Below are 14,277 nucleotides of genomic sequence, written 5' to 3' on the forward strand. Positions count from 1 at the left end.
GCCGCTTTGGCGATAATCACATTCATAAGGCGTGTTTCTGTTGCCCGGCCCAGGGCGCCAGCATAAAGCTGAATGCCAGGCCGAGGCTGACCGACAGGCCGAAATTGCTCACTGCCGGGGTACTGGAGACGGCCAGCAGGCCGAACGATAACCAAGTGGTCAGCGCGGCCAGTAAGGTTCCCAGCAGGCTCACGGCAGCACCGCCGATCTGCTCGCGCATCAGGATCGCATAATCGACGCTGATGGCCGTGACCAGCAGCAGGCCGAACAGGCTGAACAGGGTCAGCGGCTGCCCCAGCCAACCGAGGCTGGCCAGGCTGCACAGCGCCGCCAGCAGCGGCAGCGCGACGATGCGCAAGGCGCCGATGAAGCCGAAGGGCAGCATCAACAGCACCACGATCAGTACACAGGACAGCAACTTCAACTCGGCGGCGCTGATTTGGGTGTCGGCGAACACGCGGTTCAAGTCACCCAGGCGATCCACCAGTTGCACGCCGGGCAAGTCCACGGCCTGCACCCGCAGCAAGGCCGGGTTGTTCAAGCCTTGCAGGCTGACCATCGCCGCCACGCCGCCGTCTACCGGGCCCAGCCACAGCGTACGCCATGGCTCGGCCAGCGGGCCTTTGAGCGCGGCGTCGATGTCTTCGGTGGGCAGCGCCTGCAACTGCGCGACTTCGGCCTGCAGCGCGGCGGCGGGCACGCCGAGGTCCAGCAGCGGTTGCCAATGCTGCGCGAGTGTATCCAGCGCCGCGCGCAGTTGCTGTTGTTCGGCGGGCAGGTTGACCAGCTGATTCAGCGCCAGGTAACCCTGCAGCTTGTCCATATTCACCAGTTGATCCAGGCGCTGGCCGAGGGCGGCCTGGCGTTCGAGTAACTGCTGCTGAGTCTCGGCGCGCACCAGGAAGAACTGGCTGGTGGGCTGGAACCCGGTGATGCGCGCCACGGCCTGGGCCTCCTGCAACAATTGCGGCGGTGCGCCGATCCACTGGCGGATATCGTTTTTAGTGTTCAGCTGCCACAGGCCACCGGCGCAGAACAACAGCACCCACACCAGCAGCACCGAGCCTGGTACGCGCTTGATCAATGCAGCCCGCCACTGCCACAAGCGTTCGGCGATGCGCAGCGGCCATTGTGCCGGGCGCAGTTCCACACCGCTGAGCAGCGCGGGCAACAGGCACACGGCTGAGAGATAAGCACCGACCAGACCGGCTGCGGAGAACACCGCGATTTGTGTCAGCGCCGGGAACGGCGTCCAGGCCAGGGCCAGATAGCCGATGCAACTGGTGGCCAGGCTCAGGCTCAGCCCTGGCAGGGTCAGGCGTAATGCCGGCCAACTGCGCCAGGGTTGCAGGCTCCAGCTTTTGGACAGGTAGTGCAGCGGGTAATCCACCGCCACGCCGATCAGGCTCGAGCCCAGCACCAGGGTCATCACATGCATATGGCCGAACAGCGCCACACAGGCCACGGCGCCAAACAGCATGCCGACCACGACCGGCACGAACGCCAGCAGCACCCGCCAGCGCCGGAACGCCAGCAGCAGCAACAGCAGGATGCCCACGGTTGCGCCGCCGCCGACCCAGGTGATTTCCCGCGTGGCTTGCTGCTGCCCATTGGCCGCATAGAGCAAGCCGCTGGCGGCGAGCAGTTGCACACCTTGCTTGCCTGCCTCGGCGCGGCTGGCCTGGAGCAGATCGGCCACTTGCAGCGGCAGTTTCATATCGAACGCATTGCCGGTGGTGCGCGCCCGCAGCAGCACCCAGCTTTTGCCGTCGGCATCGGCGATCAGCGCGCCGCTGCCGATATCCAGCTGTACCGCCCCGTGTTGCGGCTGGCTGTTCTGGATGCGCCCGGTCAGGCCCAGCCAGTCGTCCTGGCTCGGCACCAGGCTGAAGCCGGTAAAGGGGTCGAACAGCGACTGCACACGCTGCTGGATAAAGGCCTCAGGCTGTTCGATCAGTTGCTCGCGGTCCTTGGCCGCAAGCATCGCCAGGCGGCCGCGCAGCAGCTGTTCGCGCAGCGCCGGCAAGTCGGCTTGCAGGTTCCATTGCACCTTTTCAAACAGGCCGCTGGCTTGCCAGCGCTCGGCCAGTTGCTGCGCCACGGCCAGCGCTCGTTGGCGGTCGGCGTGCCCCACCAGCACCAGCATCTCGCGGTTCAGCGGCTCCTGCATGCGCTGCTCGGCTTGCAGCTCCAAGGCGTCCGGCGTACTGCCGGGCACCAGTTCCATCAGGTTGGCCGACAGCGGCGCACCCTCGCGCCACTGCCAGCCGGCCAGGGCCAATACGGCCGCCAGCAGGGTCAGGAACAGGCGCGGCAGCAGGCGCTCACTGGGCAAAGTCATGTTGCTCGGCAATGCTCAATGGCTGGTCGGCGCTGCTGTCCTGCATGCGCAGCAGCGTGCTGTCGCCCTGGGTTTCCAGCAGCTCAATGGTATTGACTAGCTCGCCGCCGTCGATATTGATCTGGGTAAAGACCTGCTTGAGCAGCAGCGAACGCGGGATCAGCGTCAGCTTCCATTGCTGGGCTTGCCCTTGCAGTTGCAGTTCGAAGTCACGTTGCAAGCCACTGCTGTCGCCCTGCAGCACCGCAAGGAACAGGCGATTCTGCTCGGCGCCGGCGCTCTTGTTCGGCAGCAATTGCCAGCCGTTGGCGTCACGCCGGGCGATGCCCTGGGCGCTGATGCGGTAGTCCTGTTGCAGCGGGGTCTTCAACAGCCACAGCAAGCCGTGGTCCTTGGCGAGCACGAAGGTGCCTTTGCTGACCAGCGGCTGGGGCAGGGCGCGCAGGTGTTTTTCCTGGATGAAGTTGCCGTGGATCACGCGGGGTTTGGCTAGTTGATCGCTGAGCTGTTGCAGGTCGAAGGCGTGGGCGCTGAAGCTCAGCAACGCGGCGGCCACTGTAGGAGCGAGCTTGCTCGCGAAAAACCTGAGGGCCCTGCGGGGCGTCAGGTGCAGCGCGTTATCGTTGGCGATCTTCGCGAGCAAGCTCGCTCCTACAGGGGATCTCATTTCAAGGCCCTTTCTACGGCGTCGGTGAATATTTTGGGGGAAGCGAGTTGCATCTCGCGGCTGGCGATCTCTACCGCCACTTGCACGGTGCTGGCGCGGGTCAGGCGTTCGCCGCTGGCGAGGTCGGTGATCAGGTAATTCACCTTCAAGCGATTCTCCCACTCCACCAGGCTGGCGCGCACGTTGAGGGTTTGGTCGAAGGTCGCGCCGCGCACATAGCGCAGCTGCATGTCGATGATCGGCCAGGCGTAGCCGGCTTCGAGCATCGCGGTGTAGTTGTGGCCGATTTTGTCCAGCAGCGCGCAGCGCGCCACTTCCAGGTATTTCACGTAATGCCCGTGCCACACCACGTTCATCGAGTCGATATCGAAAAACGGCACGAGGATTTCAGTGTCGCTGTGCAATACGCCGGGACTACGCATGCAGCCTCCAGTGTTGCGCGGCAATACGTTGCAGGCACAGGCGCAGTTCGCCTTCCAGGGCGCGGTCTTCAATGACCGGCGGGAAATCCTTGGCCAGCGCTTCATGCATCGCCGCCAGCGCCGGTGGCAACGGCCGGGCATCGTCGGCCTGGGCGCGAAGCCATACCCCTTGGTTGGCGGCGAGCAAGGTGGCGGCGGCAACCTGCTCGGTCAACTCCAGTACGCGGATCGCATCGCGGGCGGCGATGGTGCCCATGCTCACTTTGTCCTGGTTATGGCACTCGGTAGAGCGCGAAAACACGCTGGCCGGCATGGTGTTTTTCAGCGCTTCGGCGGTCCAGGCGCTGGTGCCGATCTGCACGGCCTTGAAGCCATGGTTGATCATCGCGCGGTCGGCCGGCGCGCCCGACAGGTTGCTCGGCAGGCCGTGGTTGTAACGCACGTCCACCAGCAGCGCCAGTTGGCGGTCGAGCAGGTCGGCGACGTTGGCCACCAGGGTTTTGAGGCTGTCCATGGCAAAAGCGATGTGCCCGCCGTAGAAGTGCCCGCCGTGCAGCACGCGTTCGGCTTCGGCATCGATGATCGGGTTGTCATTGGCGCTGTTCAGCTCGATTTCGATAAACGAGCGCAACCAATTCAGGCTGTCGGCCAGCACGCCGAGCACATGGGGCGCGCAGCGCAGCGAATAGCGGTCCTGCAGGCGGTGCAGCGGTGCAGTCGGTGCATCGATAGCCAGGTCCTGGCGCAGCCAGGCGGCAACTTGCATCTGCCCGGGGTGGGGCTTGGCGGCGAACAGGCGTTCGTCGAAGTGTTCCGGGTTGCCTTGCAGCGCCACCACATTGAGCGCGGTGATGCGCGTGGCCAGGTGCAGCAGGTAGTCGGCGCGGGCGAAGGCCAGGCAGGCAATGCCCGTCATCACCGCAGTGCCGTTCATCAATGCCAAGGCTTCCTTGGGCCGCAGTACCAGCGGCTGCCAACCCAGTTCGCGGTGCACGTCGGCGGCTTGGCGCCGTTCGCCACGAAACAGTACTTCACGCTCGCCGGACAAGGTCGCCGCCACATACGACAGCGGCGTCAGGTCGCCGCTGGCGCCCACCGAGCCTTCTTCTGGAATCAGCGGCAGCACATCGTGTTCGAGGAACCCCTGCAGGCGCTCCAGCAATTCCACACGCACGCCGGACACGCCGTGGCACAGCGACTGCAAGCGCGCCGCCAGCACGGCGCGGGTGGCTTGGGCGTCGAGCAATTTGCCCAGGCCGCAACCGTGGAAGGTGTAGAGATGACGCGGCAGCGCTTCGACATGGTGCAACGGCACCGCGACCACGCACGAGTCGCCGTAGCCGGTGGTCACGCCGTAGATCACGCCTTCCTTGTCCAGCAGCGAGTCAAGAAACTGCGCGCCCTTGGCGATGCGCTGGCGATACGCGGCATCGTTCTGCAAGCAGGTAGGCACCTGACGGTTGGCCAGGGCCAGTACGTCTTCGATGCGCAGGGGGCGTTCGCCAAAGGTGATCGGCTCAAGAGGCGTCGTCATCGGTCTTCCAGAAAGGGTAAAAGTTGAACCACTGTTGAGGCGCCTGCAGGCAGAACTCACCCAGGCGCGTGGCGTAGCGGGCGGTCCACAGGGCGATGACCTGCTCGCGGGTGCTGCGCTTCCATTCAATCGATTGCGCGAAGGGCTCGATGGTCAGGCGATAGCGGCCCTGGTGCTTGAGGCACATCAGCAGGTTGACCGGGCATTTGAGCAGGCCGGCCAGCAGCCACGGACCTTGGGGGAACGCGGCTGCATGCCCGAGGAAATCCACGCACACCGTGCGCCCGCCGTGCAGCGGGATGCGATCGCCGGCAATCGCCAGCCATTCGCCGTCGTCCAGGCGCTGGCTGAGCAGCAGCATGGTGGCCGGGTCCAGCTCGCTGACCTGGATCAGGCGCAAGTGGGTCGCGCCCGCTTCGCCCAGCAGGCGATTGAAACGCTCGGCATGCTTGGTGTGCACCAGCACATTCATGGTCACGCGTTCGCCGATTTCCGCCAGGGCGCGGCACACTTCCAGGTTGCCCAGGTGCGCGCCCACCAGCATCTGCCCGCGCTCGCCCCGCAATTGGCCGCGTAATTGCGCCGGGTCGTTGATGTCGATCTGTTCCAGGCGCAGCTTGCCGTTCCACACGTCCAGCTTGTCGAGCAGTGAGTCGGCGAAGGCCATGAACTGGGCAAAGACCGTCCTGTGGCTCGGCAGCAGGTCATCACGCCCGCTCCACTGCGCCAGGCGCTGCTGGTAGTGCCAGGCGCTCTGGCGCGCGGTGCGGCCGAACAGGAAAAAGTACAACACAATGCTGTAGAGCAACGGGCTCAACAGGCGGCGGCCGAGGACTTTTGCCGCGACCGCCGTGAGTTTCATCAACCAGAAGCTGCCGCGCTCCTCGCGGTCGGCCCAGTGTTTACCGCTGTCGCTCATGCCTGCCACCGGCGCCACAGGATGGCCGGCGCGCGCACCAGCATGCCGAAGAACAGCCGCGTGTGCATGGCGCTGATGCGCAGGTTGTCGCGGAACAGGCGGAAGTGCGACAGGCCGTCGGCGGGGTAATGCACCTGGGTCGGCAGCCAGCGCATGGGCTGGTTGCGCCAGGCCAGGCGCACGAGGATGTCCGAGTCGAAATCCATGTGCGTGCCAATGTAGGCCGAGTCCATCAGCGCCAGCGTGGGGGCCAGCGGGTACACGCGAAAGCCGCACATCGAGTCGCGAATCTGCAGCGACAGGGTGTTGATCCACACCCACACGTGGGTCAGGTAGCGTGCGTAGAGGCGGCCTTTGGGCACGCTGTCGTCGTATTCGGGGTAGCCGCAGATGACGGCGTCGGGGTGCCGGCGCGACGTGTCGATGAAAGTCTCGACTTCGCGCAGGTCATGCTGGCCGTCGGCATCCACCTGCAGGGCATGGGTGTACCCCAGCCGCGCGGCTTCGCGAAAGCCCGCCATGACCGCGCCGCCCTTGCCCTGGTTGCGGGGCAGCGTCAGCAGGGTGACATGTTCCAGCGTCGCCAACTGGGCCAGCACCGCCGCGCAGGCCGCGCTGCTGCCGTCGTCCACCAGCAGGCAGGGCAGGCCGCTGTCCAGCAGGCTGTGGACCACGGCGGGCACGGCGGCTTCGTGGTTGTAGACCGGGATCAGGGCGCAGGGGTTATGCATGGTGGACCTTCTCAAGGTTGTCGCTCATCTTGTGGCGAGGGAGCTTGCTCCCGCTGGGCTGCGAAGCAGCCCCAATGCAGGCGAACGAATTCATCCTGGCAAATGGCGGTGCCTGAGTCGGGAGTGCTGCGCACTCCAGCGGGAGCAAGCTCCCTCGCCACAAAAGCCTATTCACTTGGCAGGCTCCAGCACTATCCGCCCACTGGAGCAGGCGGCGGCGCCATTGCGGTAGGCGAAGTACAACTTGCTGCGTTCGCGGTCAAAGCGCAGGTGCAATTCGATGTGATCGCCGGGGCGCACCAGTTGCTGGAACTTGAGCACTTCCATACCCGCGAACGTCGTCGGCAGGTCGAGCAATTGCTGGCCCAGGTTGAAGGCCCATTCCACCTGCACCACACCGGGCAGAACCGGCGTCACCGGGAAATGCCCGCTGAAATAGGCCAGGTCCGGCGGAACGCTCAGTTGCAACGTCCACTCGCCGTCGGTTTCGACCTGCGCCAGCACCTCCGGCGCCTTGGGGCGCGGCGCCAGCAACAGCGCCTCGGTATCGGCCTGGGGCAGCTTGCCCTGGCTGTTGAGCGGCAGGTGGCGCAGCAAACGCCAGCGGCGCGGCAAGGCCAGGGCTTCGCAATGCTGGCTCAGGTGCTGGCGCAGGGTTTGGGTCACCGTGCGCCGGCCCTGGTTGCGCAGGGCATGCAGGCCCTCGGCGCTCATCACCACCAGGGCGCCGAGTGAGGCGCGGTTTTCCTGCACCACGCCCAGGCGGGTGTCGGCGACCCATGGATGGTTCATCAAGGCCTGTTCGAGCATCGGCAAGGCGATGCGTTTTTCTTCCAGCTTGACGATGCGGTCCAGGCGCCCGAGCAGTTCGAAGCGGCCATCGGCATGGATGCGCGCGGCGTCGGCGGTCTGTTCGATATGCCCTTCGGGCAAGTAAGGCGAGGCAATGCGCAGGGCACCGTCGGCATCCTGGCTCAGCTGTACGTCGGTAAACGGCTGCCACGGCTGGGCACCCTGGCGCCAGGCGATACCGCCGGTTTCCGAGCTGCCGAGGATTTCCGTCGGCCATTGCTGCAAGCGGTCGTAGAGGCTGGCGGCGGCGTCGACAGGTAAGGCACCGCCGGAGGAAAACACCCGGGAGACCTGGCTCAGCGCCGGCCAGTCGAGGTTATCGCCCATGCGCTTGAGCAATGCCGGGCTGGCCACCCAGGCGAAGTGCGGATGCTCGCGACTGGCACGCTGCATGTCTTCCGGGAATGCCAGCTGCCTGCGCCCAAAGGGGCGCCCGGCGCACAGCGGCCACAGCACACGGAACAGCAAGCCGTAGATATGTTGGGTGGCGACGCTGCCGATGATGCAGGCGTCTTTCAGGTCGGCGCCCCACAGCGCTTCCAGCGCCTGGACCTCATTGGCCAGCTGGCGCAGGGACTTGTCGATGCGTTTGGGTTCACCGCTGGAGCCGGAGGTGCACAGGCTCAGTTGGCAGCTATCCAGGTCGAGTGCGGCTGGGCTCAGTGGCGTGTGATACAGCGCTTGCAGGTCCGACGCCTGCGTCAGCCAGGCATCCACGGCGGCGGCCCAGCGTTGGCGGGTCTGGGGTTGCAGGTCGGCCGGCAGCAGCACGCTGACCCCGGCACGCCAGGCGCCGAGCAGGGCAATCGCCAGCACGCCCGCGTCTTCCAGGTGCACCGCCAGGCGCTGTATGCCACGCGCCTGCAGGCCTGCCGCCAGGCGCAGGGATTGCTCCACCAGTTGAGCATGATTCAGCGCAGGCTCAATAGTGACCTGGCGGTGTTCCTGCGGCTCGAGCAGCAGATGCTCAAGTTTCAAACCTTTCATACGCGGCCTCGAACCCTTTGTCGTACCAGCCATTCCACGGCAAACAACAGCCCCATCAGCCCGTAGGCGATCAAGCCGTTGTACAACGTCCACCAGCTCAGCGGCGCCCACAGGGTGAGGGCGGCGGCGAGCAGGCCATTACCCAGGAAAAACACACTCCACACGACGGTGACCCGGCGCGTATACACAATCGCGTGCGGCGGCAACTGCGGGTCGCTCATGCGCGCCAGGCGTTCGACCATCGGCGGCCCGTATTTAAGGCTCAGGCCGAACAGTGCCAGCATGAACGCGCTGACCAGGCTGGGGTACCAACGCAGCCACTGCGGGTTATCGAACCAGGCCAGCGCCAGGCAAAACACAATCACCACCACCGCCATCCAGCGACTGCCGGGGCGGCGTGCAGCGGTGAGCGCGCGCAGCAGCCACAGGCTGCCCAGCAGCAGGCCGAATTGCCATGGCGCAAAATGCTCGGTGCCGTAATACACCGCAAAGGGGTACAGCAGCCCCGCCAGCAGCAGGCCGAGGCCGATCAGCCGGCTCATGCGGCGGGCTGGACCAGACGGTACACCGCCTCAACCACGTCATTCACGGTGCGCACCGCCTTGAATTCTTCGGCGGCGATCTTCTTGCCGGTCTGGCGCTTGATATGGTCGATCAGGTCCACCGCGTCGATGCTGTCGATTTCCAGGTCCTGGTACAGGTTGGCATCGAGGGTGACGCGTTCAGGTTCCAGTTCAAACAGTTCCACCAAGGCGTCGCGCAGGGTGTTGAAAATATCGTCACGAGTTTGCATGGTCCGGTCTCAAGCTGCCTGTCTGGCCGTGACGAATGCCGCAAGGCTGGCCACGTTGGTGAAGTGATTGCGCGTGTCCTTGGCGTCGGCGTCGATCTTGATGCCGTACGTTTTCTGGATGGCCAGGCCCAGTTCCAGGGCGTCGACCGAATCCAGGCCCAGGCCTTCGCCGAACAGCGTCTGGTCGCTGCCGATGTCGTCGGCACTGATGTCCTCCAGGCCCAGGGCCTCGATGATCAGCGTCTTTATGTCGTGCTCAAGGCTAAGGCGGTGTTGGTCGCTCATCTTCGGCGAGCTCCTTAATGAAATAGTGATGCAGGTAATCGTTGAGCTTGCGTGACGCCTGGGGCGCGGGGCCCAGTGCGGCGAACGCCTGTGGTTCTATATCGGCACCCACGCGCAAACTGAAGTGGAATCGGCATCTGGGAATGCGATACCAGGGCTCGGCCTTGGTCAGGGTGGTGGGGCTGACCTTGATCACCACTGGGGTGATGATTGTCGCACCCCGCAGCGCAATGGCCGCGCCGCCGCGATGAAAGGCAGGTGGCGCACCGGGTGTGGTGCGGGTGCCCTCGGGAAAGATGATCAGGGTCTGGCCTGCGCGCAGGGCGTCGGCCGCCGCGTCCAGCATGTCGGCGCTGCCGTCGTTGCTGATATAGCCGGCGTCGCGCACCGGGCCGCGGGTGAACGGGTTCTGAAACAGGCTCTGCTTGACCACGCAATTGGTCTGGCGCATCAGGCCGATCAGGAACACGACGTCAATCAGCGACGGGTGGTTGGCGACGATCATCTGGCCGGGGCGGCCGAGTTTGTCCGTACCCTCGACGCTGTAGGTGAGGATGCCCAGAAACTTCATCATCCGGATAAAAAACCAGAACAGGCAACTGATGGTGTGACGTGCGCGTCGTTGATGCTGCCTGGCGTCGCCCGGCAGGCAACTGAGCAGCGGGAATACCAGCAGGCGCAGGCACAGCCCGCCGACACCGAACATAAAGAAGCTGGTGGCGGTGGCGAACAGGCGCCAGTAATAGGCCTGCCGTGGTTTGTCGGTCAGGATTTGCGTCGCCAGTTCCATACTCGGTTCTTCCAGGCATGTTGGCAGGCGCCCTGTTCGGTCAGCAGGGTGCGCAGCAGGTTCAGGGCGTGGGGCCACTGGGTTTGAGTGAGTTGGACCGCGCTGCTGTTTAGTTCCAGTTGCCACTCGTCGCCGGGCGTGAGCAAAAGACCGAGGGCGTAGGGGAAGGGCACGTCGGCGATCCAGCTGGCATACGCCTCGGGCGGTTGTTCCTCGGCAATCACCAGCAATACCGCCGGGGCGCCTTCGTTGAGCAACGCGGCGGCTTCGAGCAGGCCGTGTTCGAGGCCATCGCCGGCGGCGGCGAGGGCGGTCATTTCGCTGGTTTCATTGCGCAGGATCGACCACAGGCCAATCACCGCATTGTGCACCGACAGGCTGAACTGGGTCGGCGACAGCGGCTGTTCGTTGGCCAGGTCACTGAGGATGTCGAGGGTGCGCGGGGTCTCGCCGTGGCGCGAAACAAACACCAGCGGCAGCGCTTCACGGCCTTCGGCCAGCGGCCAGCCCACACTGAATGCCATGCGCGCCAGACGGCTCAAGCGCCGGCGCTGCATGGCTGGCAAAAATGACACATCCGGAGAGGCATCGCTGGCGGGCAGCAACACCGGGTCCCGGCACCAGGCCAGCCAGTCGTCCGCACGCTCCAGGCCAGGGGCCCAGGCGCGCCATTGGGCGATGTTGAAGTTGATCACTGAGAAGTTATCCCGCCCCTGCGGGCTTCCATGTGCGGCCAATGGCCCCGGATTCCGGGACAGAGGGCAATGGCCGAATGGCGCGCATTATCCCGGTGCCGTGGGCTTCTAGCAAATATTGGTAAAAATTTGTTCACGACGGATCACAAATAAATTGGACGGATTCACAAATTGTGCGCGATAGAGGGCCGAACTGGATTGTCGGAGCGTTCCCATTCATTTGTGGGCCAGACACAGCGTATGGATGAACGAGGTAGCTAACCGGCGCTTTTGCGCTCTACACTCGGTCATTCATTGATACACGGAGGTTTTCCCATGCGGCGCGTGGTGTTCAATCAGAAAGGCGGCGTGGGCAAGTCCAGCATCGCCTGCAACCTGGCGGCGGTCAGCGCCAGCGAAGGTTATCGAACCCTGTTGGTGTACCTCGATGCACAGGCCAACTCCACCCAGTACCTCACCGGGCTGACTGGCGACGATATCCCCATGGGGATCGCCGACTTTTTCAAGCAAACCCTGTCTTCCGGGCCATTTTCGAAGAAAAACAAGGTGGATATCTACGAAACGCCGTTCGACAACCTGCACGTCATCACGGCCACTCCGGAACTGGCAGACCTGCAGCCCAAGCTTGAGGCCAAGCACAAGATCAACAAGCTGCGAAAGCTGTTGGACGAGCTGAGCGAGGATTACGACCGCATTTACCTGGATACGCCGCCAGCGTTGAATTTCTATGCGGTGTCGGCGCTGATTGCCGCTGATCGTGTGCTGATTCCCTTTGATTGCGACAGCTTCTCGCGCCAGGCCTTGTATGGCCTGTTGGCTGAAATCGAAGAATTGAAGGAAGACCACAACGAAGGCCTGGAAGTCGAAGGCATTGTGGTCAACCAGTTCCAGGCCCGGGCGAGCCTGCCGCAGCAGATCCTCAATGAACTGATTGCCGAAGGCTTGCCGGTATTGCCGGTGTACCTGGCCAGCTCCGTGCGCATGCGCGAGTCGCACCAGGAGAGCAAGCCGCTGATCCATCTGGACCCACGGCATAAGCTGACGCTGCAGTTTGTGGAACTGCATAACCTGCTGGAAAGCGCCTGATCTTAAGGGCTGCATAGACCCAATGTGGGAGGGGGCTTGCTCCCGATAGCGGTGTGTCAGGCACTTAAGTGTCACTGACCCACCGCTATCGGGAGCAAGCCCCCTCCCACATTTTGGATAGCGATCGAGCAGGGGTATTTGGATTTTTCCCACATGGTCTGTAGGAAGGGTCTGGCGCAAGGGATTGGGTCTTGTGTCGTTGCCTACAGCTACGCCAGAATCCGCCGGCTTGTGCGTCTGGATGGGCATCTCTAAGGTTTGCCGGTCGCTGAATGTTCAGTGATCGGGTTTAGTAGCCCGTGGTGAGACGTACGGTAAATCGTCGGTCAGGACTCTCCTGAATTTGATGGTGGCTGTACGGAGGGCGCTTTCGGGCGCGCCGGTTGAGTCTCCCCGGTCTACTAACCTGCGTACAGCTGCCACCCTCCGTTTAGTAGCGGGTTGGTTGCGGCTTCTACCCGGAGACGATTCATGGTTAACCTCTATACCGTTACACCCAACCTGCCCACCGAAACCCTCGTGCTCAACAGCTACGAAACCTTCGCCTCAGTCCGCACCTTATTGCTCAATCTATCCAACGACCTCACCGGCGAACACCGCGATGTGGCCTTGGCTATCCATCAATTGAGTGAGCTTGGCGTCATGCTGGTCAGCCAAATGATGGACCGCCAAGCCCCACTGGTCCAAGGCTGAAACGCGGTCAAAATGTGGGAGGGGGCTTGCTCCTGATGGCAGAGTGTCAGGCACTTAAGTGTCACTGACCCACCGCTATCGGGAGCAAGCCCCCTCCCACACTGTCCTGTGGTGCTTTCCTGATCGGGTTAAACGCCCTGACTACGCAACCAACTCATCAATTGCGGCAACGGAAACGCCCCACTCTGGCGTGCTACTTCGCGGCCATTCTTGAACAGAATCAAACTGGGAATCGAGCGAATCCCCAACTGCGCCGACAACTGCTGATTGGCCTCGCTGTCCAGCTTGGCCAGCCGGCACTTGCCTTCCAGCTGACCGGCGGCCTGTTCAAATACCGGCGCAAACGACTTGCACGGCCCGCACCAATCCGCCCACACATCCACCAGCAACGGCAGGTCACCCTTGATCTGGCTGGCGTAGTCGCCTTGTTTCAATTCAAAGGGTTTGCGCAACAACACAGGCTGCTTGCAGCGCCCACATTTCGGCGCATCACCCAGGCGTTCGCCGGGGATGCGGTTGAGGCCGTTGCAATGTGGGCAAGGGATTACGAGAGGTTCGGACATCGGAGGCTCCTGGGGACTGGCCAATAGGTTGTATGTGGTGCTGGAGCGGAGATTTATCAAGGCTGGGTGCAGCGTCTCATTCGCTCACAGTTTTACCCGCGCTGCGGTGAATCGTCTGTCTAGGCTTCCTGGTGTGCGCCACCGGTCTGTTTGCGGCTATAGCAAATTGCGATAGTTCGAATTCAGGTTTAACCTCCATAGCAAGATGCGATAAGGACGTTGCATGCGAGTCATCAGTGAAAGCAGGATCTGGGAAGCAAAGGGAAAATGGCCGCGCTCGGCAACAGCGTTGGATCAGTGGTATCGCGTGATCAAACGCAACGCCCCCAAGGACTTCGCCGCAATGAAAACCATGTTTCCTGCCACGGACAAGGTAGGTGAATTTCATGTGTTTGATATTGGCGGTAACAAGCTGAGGTTGATTGCGTCGGTGCAGTATCGAATGCAGCGCGTTTACATCAAGCACCTGCTTGACCATCGCGATTATGAGAAGGACAAATGGAAGGAAAAAATCAGATGAGCGCACTTATGCGAGTGGCGGCAGAGCACTGGCAGTTCGTTTCGCCTGTGCTGCGCAAGCCGGAAAACGAGGCAGACTACGACGCACTGGTGTGCGGTTTGGATGAACTATTGAGCCTGGTGGGTGAAGATGAGGACAGCCCGCTGATGAGCCTGGTCGACATTCTGAGCGACTGGATCGAAGCTTATGATCGTGAGCATCGTCCAATGCCCGTCGCCAGCGGCGTCGATGTGCTGCGCTACATGATGCGCGAGCACGATCTCACCCAGAGCGACCTTCCGGGCGTTGGCGCGCAATCAGTCGTCTCGGAAATATTGAGCGGGAAACGCCAGCTCAACGTCCGCCAGATTCGTTGGCTGGCCGAGCGTTTCGGGGTGTCTGTGGAGACCTTTATCTAAG

Annotated in this window: 17 protein-coding genes; 4 read left to right on the top strand and 13 right to left on the bottom strand. The window is 63.1% G+C overall.

The annotated features are described in order from the left end of the window. Positions 1 to 22 precede the first annotated feature (22 nt). From C4J86_RS02250 to C4J86_RS02305, 12 genes are all read right to left on the bottom strand, one after another. Positions 23 to 2,341, bottom strand: a complete 2,319-nt coding sequence (locus C4J86_RS02250; RefSeq protein WP_124369323.1) for an MMPL family transporter — start codon at positions 2,339 to 2,341, stop codon at positions 23 to 25. After that, the gene (locus C4J86_RS02255; protein WP_124369324.1) at positions 2,325 to 3,008 is read right to left on the bottom strand and encodes an outer membrane lipoprotein carrier protein LolA; all 684 of its coding nucleotides are present in this window, start codon (positions 3,006 to 3,008) and stop codon (positions 2,325 to 2,327) included. Before C4J86_RS02255 ends, C4J86_RS02250 begins: the two co-directional genes overlap by 17 nt. Then, a complete protein-coding gene (locus tag C4J86_RS02260; protein ID WP_124369325.1) occupies positions 3,005 to 3,430 on the bottom strand; it encodes a thioesterase family protein in 426 nt (141 codons plus the stop codon). Before C4J86_RS02260 ends, C4J86_RS02255 begins: the two co-directional genes overlap by 4 nt. Beyond that, a complete protein-coding gene (hutH, locus tag C4J86_RS02265) occupies positions 3,423 to 4,964 on the bottom strand; it encodes a histidine ammonia-lyase (RefSeq protein ID WP_124369326.1) in 1,542 nt (513 codons plus the stop codon). The genes C4J86_RS02260 and hutH overlap by 8 nt, the downstream gene beginning before the upstream one ends. Further along, positions 4,948 to 5,883, bottom strand: coding sequence for a glycosyl transferase (locus tag C4J86_RS02270; RefSeq protein WP_124369327.1), 936 nt, complete (start codon positions 5,881 to 5,883; stop codon positions 4,948 to 4,950). The genes hutH and C4J86_RS02270 overlap by 17 nt, the downstream gene beginning before the upstream one ends. Next, complete coding sequence (locus C4J86_RS02275) at positions 5,880 to 6,614, bottom strand: glycosyltransferase family 2 protein (RefSeq protein WP_124369328.1); 735 nt, start codon at positions 6,612 to 6,614, stop codon at positions 5,880 to 5,882. Before C4J86_RS02275 ends, C4J86_RS02270 begins: the two co-directional genes overlap by 4 nt. A 171-nt stretch (positions 6,615 to 6,785) precedes the next feature. Beyond that, positions 6,786 to 8,453 carry an acyl-CoA synthetase family protein gene (locus C4J86_RS02280; RefSeq protein WP_124369329.1) on the bottom strand — a complete coding sequence of 556 codons (1,668 nt, stop codon included), beginning with the start codon at positions 8,451 to 8,453 and terminating at the stop codon, positions 6,786 to 6,788. After that, positions 8,450 to 8,995, bottom strand: a complete 546-nt coding sequence (locus C4J86_RS02285) for a hypothetical protein (RefSeq protein WP_124365556.1) — start codon at positions 8,993 to 8,995, stop codon at positions 8,450 to 8,452. The genes C4J86_RS02280 and C4J86_RS02285 overlap by 4 nt, the downstream gene beginning before the upstream one ends. Then, positions 8,992 to 9,246, bottom strand: coding sequence for an acyl carrier protein (locus C4J86_RS02290; protein WP_003209389.1), 255 nt, complete (start codon positions 9,244 to 9,246; stop codon positions 8,992 to 8,994). The genes C4J86_RS02285 and C4J86_RS02290 overlap by 4 nt, the downstream gene beginning before the upstream one ends. Before the next feature lie 9 nt (positions 9,247 to 9,255). Next, the gene (locus tag C4J86_RS02295; protein WP_124369330.1) at positions 9,256 to 9,531 is read right to left on the bottom strand and encodes a phosphopantetheine-binding protein; all 276 of its coding nucleotides are present in this window, start codon (positions 9,529 to 9,531) and stop codon (positions 9,256 to 9,258) included. Continuing rightward, positions 9,509 to 10,321 carry a 1-acyl-sn-glycerol-3-phosphate acyltransferase gene (locus C4J86_RS02300; RefSeq protein ID WP_124369331.1) on the bottom strand — a complete coding sequence of 271 codons (813 nt, stop codon included), beginning with the start codon at positions 10,319 to 10,321 and terminating at the stop codon, positions 9,509 to 9,511. The genes C4J86_RS02295 and C4J86_RS02300 overlap by 23 nt, the downstream gene beginning before the upstream one ends. Beyond that, a complete protein-coding gene (locus C4J86_RS02305) occupies positions 10,297 to 11,016 on the bottom strand; it encodes a beta-ketoacyl synthase chain length factor (RefSeq protein WP_124369332.1) in 720 nt (239 codons plus the stop codon). Before C4J86_RS02305 ends, C4J86_RS02300 begins: the two co-directional genes overlap by 25 nt. A 315-nt stretch (positions 11,017 to 11,331) precedes the next feature. Between C4J86_RS02305 and C4J86_RS02310 the strand changes: the two genes are divergently transcribed. Beyond that, positions 11,332 to 12,102, top strand: a complete 771-nt coding sequence (locus C4J86_RS02310) for a ParA family protein (protein ID WP_124369333.1) — start codon at positions 11,332 to 11,334, stop codon at positions 12,100 to 12,102. A gap of 471 nt (positions 12,103 to 12,573) precedes the next feature. Next, positions 12,574 to 12,795 (top strand): DUF6124 family protein, encoded by a 222-nt coding sequence (locus tag C4J86_RS02315; RefSeq protein ID WP_124369334.1) that lies wholly within the window; start codon positions 12,574 to 12,576, stop codon positions 12,793 to 12,795. Positions 12,796 to 12,923: 128 nt separating this feature from the next. On the opposite strand, the gene trxC is transcribed toward C4J86_RS02315, so the two are convergent. Next, on the bottom strand, positions 12,924 to 13,358 hold the full coding sequence (trxC, locus tag C4J86_RS02320; RefSeq protein ID WP_124369335.1) for a thioredoxin TrxC: 435 nt from the start codon (positions 13,356 to 13,358) through the stop codon (positions 12,924 to 12,926). Between the two features lie 223 nt (positions 13,359 to 13,581). Here trxC and C4J86_RS02325 point away from each other — a divergent pair, with 223 nt between their 5' ends. After that, positions 13,582 to 13,878 (top strand): type II toxin-antitoxin system HigB family toxin, encoded by a 297-nt coding sequence (locus C4J86_RS02325; protein ID WP_124369336.1) that lies wholly within the window; start codon positions 13,582 to 13,584, stop codon positions 13,876 to 13,878. Next, positions 13,875 to 14,276, top strand: a complete 402-nt coding sequence (locus C4J86_RS02330) for a type II toxin-antitoxin system HigA family antitoxin (RefSeq protein ID WP_124369337.1) — start codon at positions 13,875 to 13,877, stop codon at positions 14,274 to 14,276. Before C4J86_RS02325 ends, C4J86_RS02330 begins: the two co-directional genes overlap by 4 nt. Position 14,277: the final 1 nt, after the last annotated feature.

Origin of the sequence: Pseudomonas sp. R2-7-07 (genome assembly GCF_003852355.1) — a bacterium.
In the GTDB taxonomy this organism is placed as follows: domain Bacteria; phylum Pseudomonadota; class Gammaproteobacteria; order Pseudomonadales; family Pseudomonadaceae; genus Aquipseudomonas.

Excerpts from the sequence above, each read along its gene's own strand:
- C4J86_RS02250 (WP_124369323.1), bottom strand. The coding sequence starts at position 2,341 with ATGACTTTGCCCAGTGAGCGCCTGCTGCCGCGCCTGTTCCTGACCCTG.
- C4J86_RS02280 (WP_124369329.1), bottom strand. The coding sequence starts at position 8,453 with ATGAAAGGTTTGAAACTTGAGCATCTGCTGCTCGAGCCGCAGGAACAC.
- hutH (WP_124369326.1), bottom strand. The coding sequence starts at position 4,964 with ATGACGACGCCTCTTGAGCCGATCACCTTTGGCGAACGCCCCCTGCGC.
- C4J86_RS02295 (WP_124369330.1), bottom strand. The coding sequence starts at position 9,531 with ATGAGCGACCAACACCGCCTTAGCCTTGAGCACGACATAAAGACGCTG.
- C4J86_RS02325 (WP_124369336.1), top strand. The coding sequence starts at position 13,582 with ATGCGAGTCATCAGTGAAAGCAGGATCTGGGAAGCAAAGGGAAAATGG.
- C4J86_RS02285 (WP_124365556.1), bottom strand. The coding sequence starts at position 8,995 with ATGAGCCGGCTGATCGGCCTCGGCCTGCTGCTGGCGGGGCTGCTGTAC.
- C4J86_RS02330 (WP_124369337.1), top strand. The coding sequence starts at position 13,875 with ATGAGCGCACTTATGCGAGTGGCGGCAGAGCACTGGCAGTTCGTTTCG.
- C4J86_RS02255 (WP_124369324.1), bottom strand. The coding sequence starts at position 3,008 with ATGAGATCCCCTGTAGGAGCGAGCTTGCTCGCGAAGATCGCCAACGAT.
- C4J86_RS02310 (WP_124369333.1), top strand. The coding sequence starts at position 11,332 with ATGCGGCGCGTGGTGTTCAATCAGAAAGGCGGCGTGGGCAAGTCCAGC.
- C4J86_RS02315 (WP_124369334.1), top strand. The coding sequence starts at position 12,574 with ATGGTTAACCTCTATACCGTTACACCCAACCTGCCCACCGAAACCCTC.
- trxC (WP_124369335.1), bottom strand. The coding sequence starts at position 13,358 with ATGTCCGAACCTCTCGTAATCCCTTGCCCACATTGCAACGGCCTCAAC.
- C4J86_RS02275 (WP_124369328.1), bottom strand. The coding sequence starts at position 6,614 with ATGCATAACCCCTGCGCCCTGATCCCGGTCTACAACCACGAAGCCGCC.
- C4J86_RS02260 (WP_124369325.1), bottom strand. The coding sequence starts at position 3,430 with ATGCGTAGTCCCGGCGTATTGCACAGCGACACTGAAATCCTCGTGCCG.
- C4J86_RS02290 (WP_003209389.1), bottom strand. The coding sequence starts at position 9,246 with ATGCAAACTCGTGACGATATTTTCAACACCCTGCGCGACGCCTTGGTG.
- C4J86_RS02300 (WP_124369331.1), bottom strand. The coding sequence starts at position 10,321 with ATGGAACTGGCGACGCAAATCCTGACCGACAAACCACGGCAGGCCTAT.
- C4J86_RS02270 (WP_124369327.1), bottom strand. The coding sequence starts at position 5,883 with ATGAGCGACAGCGGTAAACACTGGGCCGACCGCGAGGAGCGCGGCAGC.